The organism is Streptomyces sporangiiformans, from assembly GCF_005768555.2.
Lineage (GTDB): Bacteria > Actinomycetota > Actinomycetes > Streptomycetales > Streptomycetaceae > Streptomyces > Streptomyces sporangiiformans.
In genome coordinates, this window is record NZ_VCHX02000129.1 from 1 (window position 1) to 20,157 (window position 20,157).

The window sequence follows — 20,157 nt, forward strand, 5'->3', positions numbered from 1 at the left end:
TTTCCTCCGGGCGCTTCCCTTCGGTCTTGCGTTTCCGACTCTATCAGACTCTTTCGCGTCCGATTTCCCCGTCGGAGGGGGTTGTCTTCACGGCTGTTGGGCCGTTCCGACGAGTGAGACTTTAGCGGAATCCCCGCCCCGGAAGCTAATCGGGGTCGCGCCCTTTCGAACGCGGATTCCTCATTTCGCAAACGCGCATGAAAACGAGCCGACGACAGGTCGTCGATCGTCAGAAGCTTGCTGCGGAATGGCTGTCCGGGGACCGACCGGAGTCGGCGCTCACGTCGGACAACCCGGAGCACACTACGGATCGGGTAGAGGCGTGTCAACTCCGCACGTGAGGGCGCCTCGGAGGCGTACGCTCGATCTCATGACGACGCATACGTGCACCCAGCAGTGGCGGGCCGCCTGAGGGCGGCCGTGCTCACGTATGTACTCAACGGCCGCCGCCTCGGCGGCCGTTTCTCGTATCTCCCTCCTGGAGAGCCCGGCCGTCGGGCAGCGGTGGTCCTGACCAGGAGGTAGAGAGATGACGCGCATCTTCAGCGGGGTCAAGCCGACCGGGCATCTGACGCTGGGGAACTACTTGGGGGCCGTACGGCGGTGGGCCGACGCCGATCAGCACCGGGCCGACGCGCTGCTCTGCATCGTCGACCTGCACGCGTTGACCGTGGAGCACGATCCCGGGCGGGTGCGCAGGCTCAGTCGGCAAGCGGCCACGCTGTTGCTGGCCTCGGGGCTGGATCCGAAGCTGTGCACCGTGTTCGTGCAGAGTCATGTGGATGAGCACGCGCGGCTGTCGTATCTGCTCGAGTGCGTCGCATCGGACGGGGAGATGCGGCGCATGATCCAGTACAAGGAGAAGGCCGCGGTCGAGCGGGCGCGGGGTGGGAGCGTACGGCTGTCGTTGCTGACGTATCCCGTGCTGATGGCTGCGGACATCCTGGCGTACGGGGCGGACGAGGTGCCGGTGGGGGACGACCAGACGCAGCACGTGGAGCTGACGCGGGATCTGGCGGTGCGGTTCAACCAGCGCTATGGGCATACGTTCGTGGTGCCGCGGGCCACGCCTCCGGCGGTGGCGGCGCGGGTCATGGATCTGCAGGCGCCGACTTCGAAGATGGGGAAGTCGCACGACGTCGGGGCCGGGATCATCTATCTGCTCGACGAGCCGGACGTGATCCGGAAGAAGATCATGCGAGCGGTGACGGACAGCGGGCAGGACGTCGTCTACGAGCGGGAAACACGGCCCGGAGTCTCGAATCTGCTGGAGATCCTCGCGGCCTGTGAAGGAGGGAACCCCGAAGCCCTGGGCGGTGTATATGAATCGTACGGAGCGTTGAAGAAGGACACCGCCGAGGCCGTGGTCGAGCTCCTCAGGCCCGTACAGGAGAGGCACCAGGAGTTGTGTGCGGATCCTGCGTACGTGGAGGGGGTGCTGCGGGATGGTGCGGAGAAGGCCAGGGAGAAGGCGAGGCCGATGGTGGACGCGGCGTACCGGGCGATCGGGTTGCTTCCGCCCGCGTGACCGCTGGGTCGCTGTGACGCGGCGGCGCCGGTGTACTGGACAAGTGGGCTCCAGGCACCGGCGCCGAGGCGGGGCGGGGCAGGCGGGTGGACGGGCGTCAGGCGTTTTTGCCGCTGGCCAGTTCGCGACTGCGGTCGCGGGCGGCCTCCAGGGCGGCGATGAGCGCGGCGCGCACGCCGTGGTTCTCCAGTTCGCGGATCGCGTTGATCGTGGTGCCCGCGGGAGAGGTGACGTTCTCACGAAGCGTCACGGGGTGTTGGCCGCTGTCGCGGAGCATCACGGCGGCGCCGATCGCGGACTGGACGATCAGGTCGTGAGCCTTGTCGCGGGGCAGCCCGAGGAGGATGCCCGCGTCGGTCATGGCCTCGACCAGATAGAAGAAGTACGCAGGCCCCGAGCCGGAGAGAGCGGTGCAGGCGTCCTGCTGGGACTCGGGGACGCGGAGCGTCTTGCCGAGGGCGCCGAAGATCTCCTCGGCGTGGGCGAGATGTTCGCCGGTGGCGTGGGTGCCGGCGGAGATGACGGACATGGCCTCGTCGACGAGAGCGGGGGTGTTCGTCATGACGCGGACGACGGGCGTGCCCTTGGCGAGGCGCTCTTCGAGGAGGGAGGTGGGGATGCCCGCGGCGCCACTGATGACCAGGCGGTCTGTGGGGACGTGCGGGGCAAGCTCGTCGAGAAGGGTGCCCATGTCCTGGGGTTTGACCGTGAGGATCAGGGTGTCGGCGGTCTTGGCCGCCTCGGGGTTGGTGACCGGGGTGACGCCGTAGCGGTTGCGGAGCTCTTCGGCTCGCTCCGGTCGGCGTGCGGTGACCAGGAGGTCGGCGGGCGACCAGCCGGCTCGGATCATTCCGCTGAGCAGGGCTTCGCCGATCTTGCCGGTGCCGAGCACTGCGACTTTCTGGGTCATGTTCCGTTGCCCTCCGGAGGATGCGTCGTCCGAGGTCCATCCTCGCACCGGGGGACACCGGGTGGGCCGAGGTGTCCGCCCGCCGGGACGGATGCCGCGCCCGGCGGCGCCGGCCTCGCTATACGGAGCGGCGGCGGAGGGTCGCGGCGCCGAGGGTGAGGACCAGGAACGCGCAGGCCGCGACGATCAGGGCGTCGCGGATGAAGTCGGCCGTGACGTCGGTGTGCTTGAGGACCTCGTTCATACCGTCGACGGCGTACGACATGGGGAGGACGTTGGAGATGCCCTCGAGGACGGGGTGCATGTTGGGGCGAGGGGTGAACAGGCCGCAGAGGAGGAGCTGCGGGAAGATCACCGCCGGCATGAACTGGACCGCCTGGAATTCCGAGGACGCGAAGGCCGAGACGAAGAGGCCGAGCGCCGTGCCCAGCAAGGCGTCGAGGAGAGCCACGAGAAGGAGGAGCCATGCCGAGCCCGTGACGTCGAGGCCCAGGGCCCAGACGGCGAGGCCGGTGGCGAGGACGGACTGGACGATGGCGACGGCACCGAAGGCGAGGGCGTAGCCCGCGATGAGGTCGGCCTTGCCGAGGGGCATGGCCAGGAGGCGTTCCAGGGTGCCGGAGGTGCGTTCGCGGAGAGTGGCGATGGAGGTCACCAGGAACATGGTGATCAGCGGGAAGATGCCGAGGAGCGAGGCGCCGATGGAGTCGAAGGTGCGCGGGCTGCCGTCGAAGACGTAGCGGAGCAGCAGGAGCATCACGCAGGGGATGAGGATCATCAGCGCGATGGTGCGCGGGTCGTGGCGGAGTTGGCGCAGGACTCGGATCGCGGTGGCGGTCGTGCGGGAGTAGTTCATGGCGCTGGGCCTCGGGGGCGTGGTCGGGCTCGTACGCGTCGTGGTGCTGCTGGTGCTGGTTCCTGGGCTCATCAGACGGTCTCCTTCTGCTTTCCGGCCGCGATCGCCTCGTCGACCAGGTGGAGGAAGGCGGTCTCGACGGTGTCGCTGCCGGTGTCGAGGCGCAGGGCGTCAGGGGTGTCGTCGGCGAGGATCTCGCCCTCGCGCATCAGGAGCAGGCGGTGGCAGCGCTCGGCTTCGTCCATGACGTGGGAGGAGACGAGGAGGGTGGCGCCGCGCTCTGCGGCGATGGTGTGGAAGAGGTTCCACAGGTCGCGGCGGAGTACGGGGTCGAGGCCGACCGTGGGTTCGTCGAGGACGAGGAGTTCCGGGGCGCCCAGGAGCGCGACAGCCAGGGAGACGCGGCTGCGCTGGCCGCCGGAGAGGTTGCCCGCGAGGGCGTCGGCGCGGGAGGTGAGGTCTACGTCGGCGATGGCGCGGGTGACGTTCTCGTGGCGGCGTTCGGCGGACGCGCGGCCGGGGTCGAGGATCGCGGCGAAGTAGTCCAGGTTCTGACGGATCGTCAGGTCGTCGTAGACGGAGGGGGCCTGGGTGACGTATCCGATGCGGGAGCGGAGTGTGGCGTCGCCCGCGGGGCTGCCGAGGACGTCAAGGGTGCCGGTGACCTTGGCCTGCGTGCCGACGATCGCCCGCATCAGGGTCGACTTGCCACAGCCCGACGGGCCGAGCAGGCCGGTGATCTGGCCGTGGGGCACCTCGAAGTCGAGCCCGCGCAGGACTTGGCGGCCGCCTCGGACGACGGTGAGTCCGGCTGCGCGAATCGCTGGGGGTGTGGGGGACAAGGGTGTGGTGCTCGGTGGGTCCGTCGAGTAATTCATCATGCGATGAATAATGCTCCTGCCCGAGGGCCTCGTCAAGCGTGGGAGGGCGGTGCGCGGACAGGGCTGCCGCCGGGCGTGCGGGAGAGGGAGCGGTGCGGGAGCGCGAGCGGCGCGGGAGTGAGAGGGCATGGGATCCGCGGCGGGTGCTCCCGGCTCGCGTTCCGTTGGCAGCCTTCTGGGTCGCGTTCGGCGGCAGCCTCATGGCTTCGGCGGCGGCCCGACGTCGCGGCCTGTCTTGCTGACGTGCCGCCGTGGGGTCAGGAGCGGGTCGCCACGATCACGTCGACGTTGTAGACCTCCTCGACCAGCCCGTCCGGGAAGGTCTCCAGGAGATGGCCGCGTTCCTCGGCGAGGAAGGCCCTGGTCTTCTCCTTGCCGAGGACGAGGAAGACCGAATGGCTGCCGATGTTGGCGAGGTGGGTGTCGAGCGGGACGGTGCGGCTCCACCTGACCTGGCGGTGGGCGAATTGCGGGGCATACGGCGCCCCGGCGAACGCGGCCTCGGCACGGAAGCCGCCGTTCTTCTTGCCGATGCCGATGTACCGCTCCACGCGCTCCGCCTGCGCTGCGAGCCACGGCACGTCCTCGGCGTCCATGTTCCACCACAGGGCCAGCGCTCCGCCCGGCCGCAGCACGCGCATCGCCTCCGGCAGGGAGCGGGCCGGGTCGGTCCAGTGCCAGGCCTGGGCGTACGTCACGACGTCGGCGTACGCGTCGGCGAACGGCAGCGCGTTGCCGTCGGCGCGCACGAGCGGCGCGTGAGGAAGCGTCCGGCGGAACTGGGCCGCCATGCCCTCGCCCGGCTCGACGGCGACGACGTGTGCCCCGCGCTCGCGCAGCAGGGCGGTGGCTATGCCGGTCCCGGCGCCCACGTCGACCACCCGGGCGCCGGTGAGAGTGCTGCCCGCGAGATCCTCGACCGCGTCGAAGAGGGCGGGCGGATAGGAGGGACGGTTGGCGGCGTACTGAGCGGCGGCCGAGTTGAAGGAATGGGCGCGGCGGGCAAGCGAGTTGGATGGTGTCGACGTCATACCGCCATCGTGCCCATCACGGCGGCGGATCAGCGCTTGCGCTTCTTCGCTGCGTTGCTCTTCGACTTCGCCGGATTGCCGGTACGTCGCGCGCTGCGCCGCTCGTACTGTTTGCGGGCCTCCTCGTACTCGGTGCGCAGCAGCTTCTCACCCGGGGCCTCGCCCAGGGAGCGGAAGAAGTACGCGACGAGCGAGCCGACGAACCCGATGGCCATCAGGCTGCGCAGGCGCGCCTGTGTCTCCGGGTCGGCCCGCTCGCGGAACCCCTCCCACGTGCGGCGGAAGGCGATCGCGCTGCACACCGTGAACATCACGACGAGGAGCAGGTTCACCAGTCCGCCGACGGCCGCGATCTGCAGCCCTTCGTAGGCGAACCGCAGCACCAGGCACGCGGCGACGGCCGCGGCCAGCGCCCCGATGGCGACCCCGGCGCGGCGCGCCGCGTATCCGCCGTCGTGACGCACCCAGGTGGTGCCGAAGAAGCGGAGGGGTTCGGGCTGAGGGCCTGCGAAGACGCCGGGCCCGGTTTCGTCACTCATGGGCCGATTATCGTCCCACAGCCGTAGGTCCAGGCCACACTCCGGCGCGGGCGGCGACGCCGACGGCCGACGGGGGCGCTAGCTTGTGTGGGCACGAGATGACGTACGGGGGAGGTGGAGCGACGGTGCAGCTCCGCACAGGAGATCCGGAGGAGATCGGCGGCTACCCGCTGGAGGCGCGGCTGGGCGCGGGCGGGATGGGCGCGGTCTTCCTGGCGCGTACAGCATCGGGCAGGCCGATCGCGATCAAGCTGATCCATCAGCAGTTCGCGGGCGACGAGGAGTTCAGGATCCGCTTCCGGCAGGAGGTGTCGGCCGCCCGGCGGGTCAGCGGTGTCTTCACCGCGGCCGTGGTGGACGCGGACGTCGAGAGCCACCACCCGTGGATGGCCACGGCGTACATCACGGGCCCCACACTGGCCCAGCGCATCGGCGCGGACGGCTCGCTGGGCGGGACCGAGCTGCGCATGCTCGCCATCGGGCTGGCCGAGGCCCTGCGCGAAATCCACCGCGCCGGGGTGGTGCACCGCGACCTCAAGCCGTCCAACGTCGTGCTGTCGCCGGAGGGGCCCCGCGTCATCGACTTCGGCATCTCGCGCGCCGCCGACCACCAGACGCTGACCATGACGGGCCGTGTCATAGGGACTCCCCCGTACATGTCGCCGGAGCAGTTGCAGGCGCCGCGGGAGGTCGGCCCCGAGTCGGACGTGTTCTCGCTGGGCACGTTGCTGGTCTACGCGGCGACCGGGCAGGGGCCCTTCGACGCCGACAGCCCGTACATGACGGCGTATCAGGTCGTGCACGAGGCGCCGGCGCTGGGCCGGGTGCCCGACGCGCTGCGCGAGATCGTCGAGCCATGTCTCGCCAAGGAGCCGCAGAAGCGCCCCTCCGCCGACGAGCTGCTGAGACAACTGCGCGGCCTTCCGGAGGACTTGGGGCAGTCGGCGTCACAGGGCTCGGCCGGGCCGGACACGGACACCCGGCTGCTCTCCGCCCGCGCCAAGGAGTTCGCAGGCCCCAAGGAGCCCGCGGACCCCGACCACCCCGGGAAGGCCACGCCGGGGCACACCCGCGAGGGCGACTCTTTCGTCGGCCGTACGCTGCGCCGCCGCTGGCGCACCGCCGTCGCGTGCGCCGCCGCGGTGGCCGCCATCGCGGGCGGGGTCGCCGTCCTGCAGGCCGGCACCGGGTCGCCGCAGGGGCAGGACAACACCCCCGCCGGCGACCGCCGGACGGTGAGCGCGTCCACCGCGCGGCTGCCCGAAGGGTTCCGGCCGTGGCAGGTGACCGTGCGCGGCGGACGGAACATCCCCGACGAGATGCGCTGTGCGGCGCGGAGCGAGTCCGTGTTCTGCGGGGGCGGCGGGGTCATCGCCACACGGATCAGGGTCGCGGACGGCACCCGTGTGTGGAACCGCCCGAATCCCGGGGTGCCCACGAGCGACATGCACTTCGTCGGTGTCGCCGGGGACACCGTGCTCGGATACCGCTCCCAGGACGACGGTGGCGGGACCGAGGTGGTCGCCCTGACCGCGGGGGACGGCGAGGAGGTGTGGTCGGCGCCGCTGGGCAGCGACGCGACCGTTCTCGTCGGACGGCCCAACGAGGCCGTGCTCCAGGGATTCTCGGTGTATTCGGCCGACGCGTCCAAGTCCCGGCTGGTGGCCCGCGATGCCACCACCGGGAAGACGGCGTGGCGGACGCCCTTCCCGGCCGGTTCCACGTGTACGCCGCTGGTCGCGGGCAAGGGGGTCTACGCGGTGTGTGCCGCGCGGTCCGAGGCCGACGCGGTCGAGGTGACCCGCAAGACCTTCCACACGGTCGACGCCGCGACCGGACGGCTCGGGAAGGCCATGGGGGTCACGGGCGATGTGCTGCCGCTGGGCGCGGCCGACGGCTCGCTGGTCCTGCTGGAGGTGCACCGGACGGGCGCCGAGATCGATGGTTTCTCGAAGGTGAAGCGCCTCGATCCGCGAACCGGCCGGGTCACGTCCGCGGCGCTGCCGACCCGCTACACCGGCGCGGTTCCGGGGCTGGCCGGCGGCAGGGTCTACTTCTCCGGGAACGCCGGTCTGATCACCGCGGTGGACCCGGCGACCGGCAAGAAGGTGTGGGCCCGCCAGACGAGCGTGGAGGACGCCTCCGGTCCGGTGCTTTCCGGCGGCGTCCTGTACTTCAGCTCGACCAGCGGGCGCGTGGCCGCCCTCGACGCGGACGACGGCCGCGTCCTGTGGACGTCGGACCCACAGGCGGACGGCGGCCTCGGCGGATTCGCGACCACTGGGCGCGTGGTGTTCTCCGGGCGGGCCCTGATCGGGGCCGCGAACGGCAACACGCTGTTCGGCTTCGACGTGCGGAAGCCGCCGAGGACCGAGTGACCGGGCGGCGGCCCGCACGTCAGGACAGCCGGACGGCCGGTGTCAGCAGCGCGGCGCCACGTAGCCGTCGCTTCCGGTCCGGACGAAGGTGTCGGTGATGTAGCGGCCGCTGCCTATGCGGTCCCAGAGGTTGGAGGTTCCCAGCGGGCCCGTGATCGTCTGGCCCGGGGTCTGGCAGTAGATGGTGACCCTGGAGCCGCCGGACACGCGCCCCACGATGGCGTACGAGGTGCTGGGGCCGGAGCGCACGTTCACGTCGGCGACCACGGTGTACGTGGCCGCGGCCGTCGCTGCGGTGGACGTAGCGGCGGCGGACGTCTCCTCGGCGCCTGTCCCTGCGAGCTGCTCACTCATTCTGTTCTCCCCCGTTGCGGACGGTACGCGCGGGCGTGCCGTCTCTTGGCGTGTTCTGCACGTATTGGACGCCCCTGGCAGCGGCACAGTTGCGCTGCGAGGGGCGTCTTTTACCTACGTCTTACGCGGGGCGTACGGGGACGTACGCCGTAGGGGGGTTGTGGGGATCGCAGGAGGTTTATGGAGGTCGCGAGGTTACGGGGCGTCAGCCAAGCTGCGAGATGTCCCGCACCGCGCCCTTGTCCGCGCTGGTGGCCATCGCGGCGTAGGCGCGCAGCGCGGTGGAGACCTTGCGCTCGCGGCCGGCCGGAGCGTACGTGCCGCCGAGGGCCTCGCGGCGGGACGCCAGCTCCTCGTCCGGGACGCGGAGCTCGATAGTGCGGTTCGGGATGTCGATGCGGATGCGGTCGCCGTCCTGGACGAGGGCGATCGTGCCGCCGGACGCGGCCTCGGGCGAGGCGTGGCCGATCGACAGGCCGGAGGTGCCTCCGGAGAAGCGGCCGTCGGTGATCAGGGCGCAGGTCTTGCCCAGACCGCGGCCCTTGAGGAAGGACGTCGGGTAGAGCATCTCCTGCATGCCGGGGCCGCCCTTGGGGCCCTCGTAGCGGATGACGACGACGTCGCCGTCCTTCACCTGCTTCGCGAGGATCTTCTCGACGGCCTCCTCCTGCGACTCGCAGACCACCGCCGGACCTTCGAACGTCCAGATCGACTCGTCCACGCCGGCCGTCTTCACGACACAGCCGTCCACCGCGAGGTTGCCCTTGAGGACCGCGAGGCCGCCGTCCTTCGAGTACGCGTGCTGCGCCGAGCGGATGCAGCCGTTCTCGGCGTCGTCGTCGAGGGCCTCCCAGCGCTCGGACTGGGAGAAGGCCTCGGCCGAGCGCACGCAGCCCGGGGCGGCGTGCCACAGCTCCACGGCCTTGGCGGAGGGCGAGCCGCCCCGCACGTCCCAGGTCTTCAGCCAGTCCGCGAGCGACGGGCTGTGCACCGAGTACACGTCCTCGTTCAGCAGTCCGGCGCGGTGCAGCTCACCGAGCAGGGCCGGGATGCCGCCCGCGCGGTGCACGTCCTCCATGTAGTACGTGCGGTCCTTGGCGACGTTCGGCGCGACCTTGGCCAGGCAGGGGACGCGGCGCGAGACCGCGTCGATCTCCTCCAGGCCGAACGGAACCTCCGCCTCCTGGGCGGCGGCCAGCAGGTGCAGGATCGTGTTGGTCGAGCCGCCCATGGCGATGTCCAGCGCCATCGCGTTCTCGAAGGCCGCGAACGAGGCGACGGCGCGCGGCAGGACCGTCTCGTCGTCCTGCTCGTAGTAGCGGCGAGTGATGTCCACCACCGTGCGTGCGGCGTCCTCGTACAGCGCCTTGCGGGCGGTGTGCGTGGCCAGGACGGAGCCGTTGCCGGGGAGGGAGAGGCCGATGGCCTCGGTCAGGCAGTTCATGGAGTTGGCGGTGAACATGCCGGAGCAGGAACCGCAGGTCGGACAGGCGTTCTCCTCGATGCGGAGGATGTCCGCGTCGGAGATCTTGTCGTTGACCGCGTCCGAGATCGCGTCGACGAGGTCGAGCGTGCGGACCGTGCCGTCGACCAGCGTCGCGCGGCCGGACTCCATGGGGCCGCCGGAGACGAAGACCGTCGGGATGTTCAGGCGCAGGGCCGCCATCAGCATGCCCGGTGTGATCTTGTCGCAGTTGGAGATGCAGATCAGGGCGTCGGCGCAGTGGGCCTCCACCATGTACTCCACGCTGTCCGCGATCAGGTCGCGGGACGGGAGGCTGTACAGCATGCCTCCGTGGCCCATCGCGATGCCGTCGTCCACCGCGATCGTGTTGAACTCGCGCGGGATGGCGCCGGCCTCACTGATGGCCTCGCTCACGATCCGGCCGACCGGCTGGAGGTGGGTGTGGCCGGGCACGAACTCCGTGAAGGAGTTGGCGACCGCGATGATCGGCTTCCGGCCGATGTCCGCACCCGGTACACCGGAGGCGCGCATCAGGGCGCGGGCGCCCGCCATGTTGCGACCGTGGGTGACTGTGCGGGACCTCAGCTCGGGCATCGTCGCTCGCTCCTTCGGGGACCTTCAGAGACTTTCGATGAGTTCTGACAGACCTCGAGCCTACGCCGGTGCTCCAGGATCTGGACACCTCGTCCGGATTACGGGATGTGCGTCTCGATCGGCGGCCGTGCCGAGGGACGCGTTCTCGTGCGCACGCCGCTCACGGCCTCGCGTACACGCCCCGGCTCACGGCCTCCCGCGCACGCCCCGGCTCAGGGCCCGGTCAGATGCCCCTGAACGACGGGAGCGACCCGCGCGATGATCTGCTCGATGTCCGCCGAGGCCAGCGGCTCAAGCTTGATCACGTAGCGCATGATGGCGACGCCGACCAGCTGGGCTGCGGCCAGTTCGGCGCGCAGTTCCGCGTCCGGCAGGCCGACCTGGGACGCGACCCGGCGCATCAGCTGGGAGGAGATGAGGCGGCGGAAGACGGCCGCCGCCACCTCGTTGTTCACGGCGGAGCGTACGACCGCGAGCAGCGGGGCGCGGGTGACCGGGTTCTCCCAGATGCCGAAGAGGAAGCGGGCGAAGCGCTCGCCGACCCCGTCGAGCGGTCCCTCGAAGATCACGTCCGGGGCCTTCAGCGCGGGTGCGAAGACGGCCTCGACCGCCTCTTGGAACACCTGTTCCTTGGTGCCGAAGTAGTGGTGGACGAGGGCGGAGTCGACGCCCGCGGCCTTGGCGATGCCGCGTACGGACGTCTTGTCGTACCCGCGCTCGGAGAACTCCTCGCGGGCCGCCGTCAGGATGCGGTCACGCGTCGCGGGGACGTCGCCCGACTTCGTACGGGAGGGGCGTCCGCGGCGGCGGGGGGCCGTGTCGGTCATGAGCCCGCGAGCCTGACCGCCGAGGCGAGGTGGAGCCGGGTGAAGGCGAGGGCTTCGGCCAGGTCGGCCTCGCGCTCGGCGCTGGACATGGCCCGGCGGGTGTTGACCTCGATGACGACATGGCCGTCGAAGCCGCTCAGGGCCAGCCGCTCCAGAAGCGCGGCGCAGGGCTGGTTGCCGCGCCCGGGGACGAGGTGCTCGTCCTTGTTGGAGCCGTTGCCGTCGGCGAGGTGGACGTGGCCGAGCCGGTCGCCCATGCGGTCGACCATCTGCAGGGCGTCGGCGCGGGCCGTGGAGGAATGGCTCAGGTCGATCGTGAAGTGCCGGTAGTCGTCCTTCGTCACGTCCCAGTCGGGGGCGTACGCGAGCATCTCGCGGTCGCGATAGCGCCAGGGGTACATGTTCTCGACGGCGAACCGTACGTCCGTCTCGTTGGCCATCCGCCAGATCCCGGTGACGAAGTCGCGGGCGTACTGCCGCTGCCAGCGGAAGGGCGGATGCACGACGACCGTCGAGGCGTCGAGCTTCTCGGCGGCGGCCCGGGCGCGCTGGAGCTTGACCCAGGGGTCGGTGGACCAGACGCGCTGTGTGACCAGCAGACAAGGGGCGTGAATGGCCAGGACCGGGATCTGGTGGTAGTCGCTCAGTCTGCGCAGCGCCTCGATGTCCTGGCTGACCGGATCGGTCCACACCATGACCTCGATGCCGTCGTATCCCAGGCGGGCGGCGATCTCGAAGGCCGTCGCCGTCGACTCCGGATAGACAGAGGCCGTCGACAGCGCGACCTTCGCATCCGGGATGCGCACCACTGGTTCTGCCACGAAGGACAGAGTACGGGGCCGCGCTCGGCGCCGGGGAGGCGGTTCCTGCGTGCCGCTCGGGCGGGACACGGGAACCGACCGGATCCGGCCGCGCGCGGACGCCTCCCCGGCACCGCGCGCCGACGCGCTCATGACTCCTCAGAGCTCCTCGGAACTGCTCACGTCTTCTCGGCCCCTCTCGGCGCTCCTCGGGGCCTCTCGGGGCTGCTCAGGGATGAGGCCCAGCCCCATGTGATCCAGCCGCCGCAGGATCACGCCCTCGCGCAGCGCCCAGGGGCAGATCTCCACCGTCTCTACGCCGAACAGGTCCATCGCCCCCTCGGCGACGAGCGCGCCCGCGACGAGCTGGCCCGCACGGCCATCGGAGACTCCGGGCAGCTCCGCGCGCTGCTCGGCGGTCATCGCGCCGAGCTGCGGAACCCAGTCTTCCAGGGACCTGCGCTTGAGTTCGCGCTGCACGTAGAGGCCCTCGGCCGAGCGCGCGGCTCCCGCGATCCTGGCGAGCTGCCGGAACGTCTTGGACGTGGCGACCACGTGGTCGGGCGCCCCGAAGCGGCTGAACTCCCCGACCGTACGTGCGATTTCGGCGCGTACATGCCGACGCAGCGCCCTGATGTCCGCCGGGTCCGGTGGATCGCCCGGGAGCCACCCGGCCGTCAGCCGCCCCGCGCCCAGCGGCAGCGACACCGCCGCGTCCGGCTCCTCGTCCATGCCGTACGCGATCTCCAGGGAGCCGCCGCCGATGTCGAGGACGAGCAGCTTCCCGGCCGACCAGCCGAACCAGCGGCGGACGGCGAGGAAGGTGAGCCGCGCCTCCTCCTCGCCGGTGAGAACCTGCAGCTCGACGCCGGTCTCGGCACGCACCCGGGCCAGTACGTCATCGGCGTTGTCCGCCTCGCGCACGGCGGAGGTCGCGAACGGCAGCAGATCCTCGACGCCCTTGTCCTCGGCCGCCTCCAGTGCCTCCTGGACGACGGCGATCAGCTTGTCGACCCCGTCGGGGCCGATCGCCCCGCTGTCGTCGAGGAGTTCGGCGAGCCGCAGCTCCGCCTTGTGTGAATGCGCCGGCAACGGGCGCGCGCCAGGGTGTGCATCCACCACCAGTAGATGCACCGTGTTCGAACCCACGTCGAGGACACCGAGTCTCATGTACGGAACGCTACTGCGAGCAGGCCGCTCGCTGGTCCCCGGAGTGCTCGTGAGCGACTTACCCTGGACGGGTGCCAAAGACGAACAAGGCAAAGGCCGACAAGTCGGCAACGTCAGCCACGTCCGCCAAGGGCTCTTCGCAGGCGAAGGCGTCCACCAAGACCAAGAAGTCCCCGAAGCCCGCTGTCCCAGGGCCCTCTGCCCCGGAGTCCGTGCCGGACGAGAAGGGGCTCGATTTCGCGCGCGCGTGGGTGGAGTTTCCTGATCCGGCCGATGACGAGCAGGTCTTCCGCTGCGATCTGACATGGCTGACCTCTCGTTGGTCGTGCATCTTCGGAAGCGGCTGCCAGGGCATCCAGGCCGGCCGCGCGGACGACGGGTGCTGCACGCTCGGCGCCCATTTCTCGGACGAGGACGACGAGAAGCGCGTCGCCGAACATGTGGCGAGGCTCACGCCGGAGATCTGGCAGCACCATGACGTCGGGACCCGGACCGGCTGGGTCTCGACCGACGAGGACGGTTCCCGGCAGACCCGCCCGTACCAGGGCTCGTGCATCTTCCAGAACCGTCCCGGCTTCGAGGGCGGAGCGGGCTGCTCGCTGCACATCCTCGCCCTGAAGGAGGGCCGCGAGCCGCTGGAGACCAAGCCCGACGTCTGCTGGCAGTTGCCGGTGCGGCGGACGTACGAGTGGATCGACCGCCCCGACGACACCCGTGTGCTGCAGATCTCGATCGGCGAGTACGACCGCCGCGGCTGGGGTTCGGGCGGGCACGACCTGCACTGGTGGTGCACATCGGCGACCTCCGCGCACGGCGCGGGCGAGCCCGTGTACGTCACGTACCGGCCCGAGCTCATCGAGCTGATGGGCAAGGGGGGATACGACCGGCTGGCCGAGCTGTGCGAGCAGCGGCTGGCCTCCCAGCTGCCGTTGGTGGCACCGCATCCCGCGGACCCGGTCGCCTGACAGCCCGCACCTTTCGTGGGCACGTCCGGCATTTCGTAGGCACGTCCCGCGGAGCGCCGCGCGCTCAGCTTCCTGAGGGGCTCGGGCCGCCGCCGTCGCCATGCGGCGAGGGCCGGCCGCCGGGGCCCGATGCGGGCCCGCCCATGGGGGTCGGGCCGGGCTCGGACGGAGGCGGGTCACTGGGGGTCGGGGTGGGCTCCGGGTCCACGGGGGTCGGTGTCGGGTCGCTCGGCGTGGGTTGCGGGCCTGGCCCGGGATCGGCCGGCGTGGGATCGGGCGGTGTCGGGCCGCTCGGGGTCGGGCCGGGGGCGGGGCCCGGGTCCCACGGGTCCGGCGGGCCCGCCGTTCCGTAGCCGTCGATCGAGACCGCGGCGCCCGCGGGCGCGATCGACACCCTCGCGCTCCAGTGGCCGATCGGCTCGCGGAGATGGTCGACGTACACCTTGATCGTCAACGACTCCCCCGGGCGCAGCGTGCCCGACGAACGGCTCAGATACAGCCAGGAAGCGCCGGTGTGCGCGGACCAGCGGACCTGGCGCGGTGAACTCTTGGACGCGGTGAGGGTGATGAGCGTCGTGTCACCGCTGGAATCGGCCTCTACGGAGAGGGCGCTTTTCCTGTGGCCGGAGGCCACGCCGATGACCTCCACGGAGACGTCGGACAAACGTTTGTTCCGGGTGGAGCGGGAGTCGGGCCGCGCGCCGGTGTTCCCCGAGCTCTCGTAGGCGCCGGCCTCCTCACCGCCGAGGCCGACGGGTCCGCGCGCCTCGCTGGCGGTGACCGGGCGCCCGTCCGAGCCCTCACCGATCAGGGGTGCGCCGCGGTAGGCCGCCCACAGGGCGAGCACGGGGGCCGCCACAACGGTGGCGACGACCGTCGTCGTGACGGCACGCGCGCGGAGGCGGTCACGGCGGGCCGCGCGGTCCTTCGGGTCCATCGGGAAGCCGCGCCGGTCGAAGCGCGGACCGCCGCCCCGCGCGCGCGGGACAGGCGCCATCGCCCTGTGCAGCGCCGCGCGCGGGGCTTCCAGTACGGGGAGGGCCTCGGGCGTGACGCTGGTACCGGGCCAGGAGCCGGGGATCGCGCGCTCGGCCGTACGGCGGCAGCGCGGACAGTCGTCGACATGCCGGACGAGCTCGCGGCGCAGGGCCGAACTGAGCACCAGCTGGTCGTCGCCGATGAGCCGGGCGACGCTCGGGCAGGTGCCCGTCTCGACGACGGCGAGGGCCGCGCGGGTGCGCTCGACCTCGCAGGCGGCCGTGCCGAGGAGTTCACGGGCGGCGACCGCACTCATGCCCAGAACGGCGGCCACCTCGCGGGCGGCGAGCTGATGCCGCACGGCGAGTTCGAGCGCCTCGCGCTGCTCGGGCGTGGTGCCCGCGGCCTCCGGCCAGGCAAGCAGGGCGAGTTCTCGACGGCGACGGTCCTCTTCCGCCGCGGTGCCATGACGTTTCTGCTGGGTCGGTTCGACCTGGTCCTTGTCCTTGGCTTTGGTGAGCTTGGCCTCGGTGAGCTTGCGCAGGCACATCCAGCGGGCGAGGGCGTACAGCCAGGCCCTGCGGTCGTCGGGCGCCGCCTGGCCGCGGGGGCCGCGGCGCTCGGCGAGCGCGAGGGCGTGCCCGACGGCGGCGATCGCGGCGTCGTGGTCGCACAGCACGGACAGGCAGTAGGTGAACAGGCCGTCCAGGTACGGCTCGTAGCGCGCGGGCGGGCACTGCGCCGAGGTGTGCGCTGACGTGCGCACCGACGTGCGCGCCGCCTCCCGGTCGCGTGCCGCAGGGTACGGCTGGTGCTCGCCGGTGGTGTGCGTGGTGGTCTGCGGCCTGCTGCTCATCACCCGTGCGACCGTAGGCGCCGGGCGGCGGCCTCCCCTTCTTGGCCGAGCACTTTTAATCCATACGGGTGAAACCATCCCCCATAAGGGGACAGGAGCCCCGAATTCCGTAGCGCGTTCCGGATCGGTTGCGGACGGTTTGCGAAGGGTGCCCTGATCTTGGTCCCGGGGTCCGGCACCGGGCGGGGAACGCGTTGTCAGCGGTGGCGGCTACGGTTTCGTCCATGGCTGCCCGTACGAAGACCGCGAAGGACCGGCCGTCCTACCGCTGCACCGAGTGCGGCTGGCAGACGGCCAAGTGGCTCGGCCGCTGCCCCGAGTGCCAGGCGTGGGGGACGGTCGAGGAGTACGGCGCGCCCGCGGTCCGTACGACGACCCCGGGCCGGGTCACGACGTCCGCCGTGCCCATCGGCCAGGTGGACGGCCGCCAGGCGACCGCTCGTTCCACCGGCGTGCCCGAGCTGGACCGGGTGCTCGGCGGCGGTCTGGTGCCGGGCGCGGTCGTGCTCGTCGCGGGCGAGCCGGGTGTCGGCAAGTCCACGCTGCTGCTGGACGTGGCGGCCAAGTCGGCGAGCGACGAGCACCGCACGCTGTATGTCACCGGCGAGGAGTCGGCGAGCCAGGTCCGCCTGCGGGCCGACCGCATCAAGGCGATCGACGATCACCTGTATCTCGCCGCGGAGACAGATCTGGCCTCTGTGCTCGGCCACCTGGACGCGGTGAAGCCGTCCCTCCTCATCCTCGACTCCGTGCAGACCGTGGCCTCTCCGGAGATCGACGGCGCCCCCGGAGGCATGGCCCAGGTCCGCGAGGTGGCCGGCGCCCTGATCCGCGCCTCCAAGGAGCGCGGCATGTCCACGCTCCTTGTGGGACATGTCACCAAGGACGGCGCCATCGCGGGCCCCCGCCTCCTCGAGCACCTCGTGGACGTCGTCCTGCACTTCGAGGGCGACCGGCACGCGCGCCTGAGGCTCGTGCGCGGCGTCAAGAACCGGTACGGGACGACGGACGAGGTCGGCTGCTTCGAGCTGCACGACGAGGGCATCACCGGTCTCACCGACCCGAGTGGCCTGTTCCTCACCCGCCGTGCCGAGCCGGTCCCCGGCACCTGCCTGACGGTCACCCTCGAAGGCCGCCGCCCGCTGGTCGCCGAGGTCCAGGCGCTCACGGTCGACTCCCAGATCCCCTCCCCCAGGCGTACGACCTCGGGCCTGGAGACCTCCCGCGTCTCGATGATGCTCGCGGTCCTGGAGCAGCGCGGCCGGATCAGCGCCCTCGGGAAGCGGGACATCTACTCGGCGACGGTCGGCGGCGTGAAGCTCTCCGAGCCGGCCGCGGACCTGGCGATCGCGCTCGCCCTGGCCTCCGCCGCGAGCGACACCCCGCTCCCGAAGAATCTCGTCGCGATCGGCGAGGTGGGCCTTGCGGGCGAGGTCAGACGGGTCACCGGCGTCCAGCGCAGACTCGCGGAAGCCCACCGCCTGGGCTTCACGCACGCGCTCGTACCGGGCGATCCCGGCAAGATCCCTTCGGGTATGAAGGTCCTGGAAGTGGCCGACATGGGGGAGGCGCTGCGGGTGCTCCCGAGGTCGCGTCGTCGAGAGGCCCCACGGGACGAGGAGGACCGCCGGTAGACTTTGCCCAGGTCTCGCCCGTCCGTACGAACCAAGTGTGCGAGACGGGAGCGCCCCAGAACCTGCGACCGGAGGAGTGCAGTGGCAGCCAACGACCGGGCGGCAGCTCCCGGAAAGTCCGGTGGGAGCTCCGGTGCCGATGGGCTGATGCGCGCCTCACTGAGCGCCGTGGCACCCGGCACGGGTCTTCGCGACGGCCTGGAGCGGATCCTCCGCGGCAACACCGGCGGGCTGATCGTGCTCGGCTGGGACAAGACCGTCGAGTCGATGTGCACGGGCGGCTTCGTCCTGGACGTCGACTTCACGGCGACCCGGCTGCGCGAGCTGTGCAAGCTCGACGGCGGCATCGTCGTCGACAAGGACATCACCAAGATCCTGCGGGCGGGCGTGCAGCTGGTGCCCGACCCCACCATCCCCACCGAGGAGACGGGCACCCGGCACCGCACGGCCGACCGGGTCTCCAAGCAGGTCGGTTTCCCCGTCGTCTCCGTGTCCCAGTCCATGCGCCTCATCGCGCTGTACGTCGACGGACACCGCCGCGTCCTGGAGGACTCGGCCGCGATCCTCTCCAGGGCCAACCAGGCCCTGGCCACACTGGAGCGCTACAAGCTCCGTCTCGACGAGGTCGCGGGCACCCTGTCGGCGCTGGAGATCGAGGACCTGGTCACGGTCCGGGACGTCTCCGCCGTGGCCCAGCGCCTGGAGATGGTGCGCCGCATCGCCACCGAGATCGCCGAGTACGTGGTGGAGCTGGGCACCGACGGCCGTCTCCTCGCGCTCCAGCTGGACGAGCTGATCGCGGGCGTCGAGCCCGAGCGCGAGCTCGTCGTACGGGACTACGTGCCGGAGCCGACCGCGAAGCGCTCCCGTACGGTCGACGAGGCCCTCTCCGAACTCGACGCGCTCACCCACGCCGAGCTGCTCGAGCTGCCCACGGTGGCTCGGGCCCTCGGCTACACCGGCTCCCCCGAGACCCTCGACTCCGCGGTCTCGCCCCGCGGCTTCCGGCTCCTCGCCAAGGTGCCGCGCCTGCCCGGCGCGATCATCGACCGGCTGGTCGAGCACTTCGGCGGCCTGCAGAAGCTGCTCGCCGCGAGCGTCGACGACCTCCAGACGGTGGACGGCGTCGGCGAGGCCCGGGCACGCAGCGTCCGGGAGGGGCTGTCGCGGCTGGCGGAGTCGTCGATCCTGGAGCGGTACGTCTAGATCGGTACGTACCGGAGCTGGACGTAACAGAGCGGGACGTACCAACGAGGCTACGAGGCCAGGGCCTGTCCTACCTGATCCGCCGGACAGGCCCTGGTCCTTCATCAGTCCTTGTTCAGTCCTTCTTCAGCACAAACGACGCCTGGGTCTTCTCGAGGCCCGGGGCCTGCGCCTCGACCAGGTACGTGCCCGCGGTCGCCGTTCCCGCCCGAGGCGTCGCGCACTCCGGGGCGCTCGCCTCACGGTCCCACTCCACGGTGCGGGTGATGCGGTCGTTCGCCGGGATGCGGTACAGGATGCTGCCGGCGCCCGTCGGGCAGTCGGCAGAGGACCAGATCTCGTCGTCGCTGCCCGCCTGAGTGATCGTCAGCACCGCTTCCTTCGGGCCGAGATCGAGCTTGCAGTCACTGGACGAGGAGTTCTTGACGATCAGCTCAAGCTTGGGCTCCTCGCCGGGCGCGTACGCGTTCTTGACGCTGCGCAGCGTCAACGCGACAGATCCCGGCGCGCAGTTGGGCAGGCTGGACCCGGCCGGAACGGTGTCACCGGAACCGGCGCCACCCTCCGCGTCGCCCGAGCCGCCACCCGCGCTGTCCGAACCGCCGGACGAGCCGTCCGCCCCGTCGGAGCCCGCGGAGCCGCCGCCGGAGTCCCCGGACCCGTCGCCTCCGCCGCCCCCGCTGGTCGACTCGTCGCGCCCGCCGGGGGCTTGGCTGATCGCGGGACCGGAACCGGAGGGGCCCGGCGTGATCGACGGCGCGGGATTCTTGCCGTTGGACCCGTCCGAGTTGTTGTTGCCGCCTCCGCCGCCGGTGGCGACGATCCAGGTGATCAACAGCGTCAACAGCGCGACCAAGGACAGCAGAACGGCCCTCCGTCGCCAGTAGATGGAGGAGGGAAGCGGCCCGACCGGATTGCGCAGAGATCCCACGGCGCACACTGTACGAGAGATCCGTGAGTTCGCTGGCCCCACCCGCCGCCCTGCGCCTCAACTTTTCCGGATCATCATCCCGGGCTAGCGCCGGCCACCCTTGCCTTTCGTCAAGTTGACTACCCGACGATCGCATCATGTGACGATCAGTGGCACTGAATTACCGTCCGTCACCATGGATTCCGACCTCTACCGAGACAACGCCGGGGTGAAACCCGGGTGTTCGCGGCTGGTTGGTGGATGGGTGGGTGGGT

General features: G+C 71.0%; 17 protein-coding genes. 5 read left to right on the forward strand and 12 right to left on the reverse strand.

Features of this window, described 5'->3' with window-relative positions:
- Window positions 1-529 precede the first annotated feature (529 nt).
- Window positions 530-1,528 (forward strand): tryptophan--tRNA ligase, encoded by a 999-nt coding sequence (gene trpS, locus FGD71_RS17490; RefSeq protein ID WP_119101381.1) that lies wholly within the window; start codon window positions 530-532, stop codon window positions 1,526-1,528.
- A gap of 97 nt (window positions 1,529-1,625) precedes the next feature.
- Here the strand turns inward: trpS and proC are convergent, their stop codons facing one another.
- The 5 genes from proC to FGD71_RS17515 form a co-directional block, all read right to left on the reverse strand.
- Complete coding sequence (gene proC / locus FGD71_RS17495; RefSeq protein WP_119101382.1) at window positions 1,626-2,438, reverse strand: pyrroline-5-carboxylate reductase; 813 nt, start codon at window positions 2,436-2,438, stop codon at window positions 1,626-1,628.
- A gap of 118 nt (window positions 2,439-2,556) precedes the next feature.
- Complete coding sequence (locus FGD71_RS17500; protein WP_162931158.1) at window positions 2,557-3,366, reverse strand: ABC transporter permease; 810 nt, start codon at window positions 3,364-3,366, stop codon at window positions 2,557-2,559.
- Complete coding sequence (locus tag FGD71_RS17505) at window positions 3,366-4,175, reverse strand: ABC transporter ATP-binding protein (RefSeq protein ID WP_119101383.1); 810 nt, start codon at window positions 4,173-4,175, stop codon at window positions 3,366-3,368. The genes FGD71_RS17500 and FGD71_RS17505 overlap by 1 nt, the downstream gene beginning before the upstream one ends.
- Before the next feature lie 257 nt (window positions 4,176-4,432).
- Window positions 4,433-5,206 carry a class I SAM-dependent methyltransferase gene (locus FGD71_RS17510; RefSeq protein ID WP_119101384.1) on the reverse strand — a complete coding sequence of 258 codons (774 nt, stop codon included), beginning with the start codon at window positions 5,204-5,206 and terminating at the stop codon, window positions 4,433-4,435.
- A gap of 29 nt (window positions 5,207-5,235) precedes the next feature.
- Window positions 5,236-5,745 carry an EamA/RhaT family transporter gene (locus FGD71_RS17515; protein ID WP_119101385.1) on the reverse strand — a complete coding sequence of 170 codons (510 nt, stop codon included), beginning with the start codon at window positions 5,743-5,745 and terminating at the stop codon, window positions 5,236-5,238.
- Window positions 5,746-5,870: 125 nt separating this feature from the next.
- Between FGD71_RS17515 and FGD71_RS17520 the strand changes: the two genes are divergently transcribed.
- On the forward strand, window positions 5,871-8,123 hold the full coding sequence (locus FGD71_RS17520) for a serine/threonine-protein kinase (protein ID WP_119101386.1): 2,253 nt from the start codon (window positions 5,871-5,873) through the stop codon (window positions 8,121-8,123).
- Between the two features lie 42 nt (window positions 8,124-8,165).
- On the opposite strand, the gene FGD71_RS17525 is transcribed toward FGD71_RS17520, so the two are convergent.
- The 5 genes from FGD71_RS17525 to FGD71_RS17545 all read right to left on the reverse strand — a co-directional run bounded on the left by FGD71_RS17525 (window position 8,166) and on the right by FGD71_RS17545 (window position 13,333).
- Window positions 8,166-8,477 (reverse strand): SH3 domain-containing protein, encoded by a 312-nt coding sequence (locus FGD71_RS17525; protein ID WP_119101387.1) that lies wholly within the window; start codon window positions 8,475-8,477, stop codon window positions 8,166-8,168.
- A gap of 205 nt (window positions 8,478-8,682) precedes the next feature.
- Window positions 8,683-10,536 carry a dihydroxy-acid dehydratase gene (gene ilvD, locus FGD71_RS17530; RefSeq protein ID WP_119101388.1) on the reverse strand — a complete coding sequence of 618 codons (1,854 nt, stop codon included), beginning with the start codon at window positions 10,534-10,536 and terminating at the stop codon, window positions 8,683-8,685.
- A gap of 212 nt (window positions 10,537-10,748) precedes the next feature.
- On the reverse strand, window positions 10,749-11,363 hold the full coding sequence (locus FGD71_RS17535; RefSeq protein WP_119101389.1) for a TetR/AcrR family transcriptional regulator: 615 nt from the start codon (window positions 11,361-11,363) through the stop codon (window positions 10,749-10,751).
- Window positions 11,360-12,184, reverse strand: coding sequence for a sugar phosphate isomerase/epimerase family protein (locus tag FGD71_RS17540; RefSeq protein WP_119101575.1), 825 nt, complete (start codon window positions 12,182-12,184; stop codon window positions 11,360-11,362). Before FGD71_RS17540 ends, FGD71_RS17535 begins: the two co-directional genes overlap by 4 nt.
- A gap of 138 nt (window positions 12,185-12,322) precedes the next feature.
- Window positions 12,323-13,333 carry a Ppx/GppA family phosphatase gene (locus FGD71_RS17545; protein WP_240436639.1) on the reverse strand — a complete coding sequence of 337 codons (1,011 nt, stop codon included), beginning with the start codon at window positions 13,331-13,333 and terminating at the stop codon, window positions 12,323-12,325.
- A 71-nt stretch (window positions 13,334-13,404) separates the two neighbouring features.
- Here FGD71_RS17545 and FGD71_RS17550 point away from each other — a divergent pair, with 71 nt between their 5' ends.
- The gene (locus FGD71_RS17550; RefSeq protein ID WP_119101390.1) at window positions 13,405-14,298 is read left to right on the forward strand and encodes a DUF3109 family protein; all 894 of its coding nucleotides are present in this window, start codon (window positions 13,405-13,407) and stop codon (window positions 14,296-14,298) included.
- Window positions 14,299-14,362: 64 nt separating this feature from the next.
- Here the strand turns inward: FGD71_RS17550 and FGD71_RS17555 are convergent, their stop codons facing one another.
- Window positions 14,363-16,135 carry a BACON domain-containing protein gene (locus tag FGD71_RS17555; RefSeq protein ID WP_119101391.1) on the reverse strand — a complete coding sequence of 591 codons (1,773 nt, stop codon included), beginning with the start codon at window positions 16,133-16,135 and terminating at the stop codon, window positions 14,363-14,365.
- 221 nt (window positions 16,136-16,356) lie between these two features.
- Here FGD71_RS17555 and radA point away from each other — a divergent pair, with 221 nt between their 5' ends.
- Both radA and disA read left to right on the forward strand, forming a co-directional pair.
- Entirely contained in the window at window positions 16,357-17,766 is a 1,410-nt protein-coding gene (gene radA, locus FGD71_RS17560) for a DNA repair protein RadA (RefSeq protein WP_119101392.1), read from the forward strand.
- A gap of 81 nt (window positions 17,767-17,847) precedes the next feature.
- Window positions 17,848-18,972 carry a DNA integrity scanning diadenylate cyclase DisA gene (gene disA, locus FGD71_RS17565; RefSeq protein WP_119101393.1) on the forward strand — a complete coding sequence of 375 codons (1,125 nt, stop codon included), beginning with the start codon at window positions 17,848-17,850 and terminating at the stop codon, window positions 18,970-18,972.
- Window positions 18,973-19,087: 115 nt separating this feature from the next.
- Here the strand turns inward: disA and FGD71_RS17570 are convergent, their stop codons facing one another.
- Window positions 19,088-19,903, reverse strand: a complete 816-nt coding sequence (locus FGD71_RS17570; RefSeq protein WP_119101576.1) for a hypothetical protein — start codon at window positions 19,901-19,903, stop codon at window positions 19,088-19,090.
- Window positions 19,904-20,157: the final 254 nt, after the last annotated feature.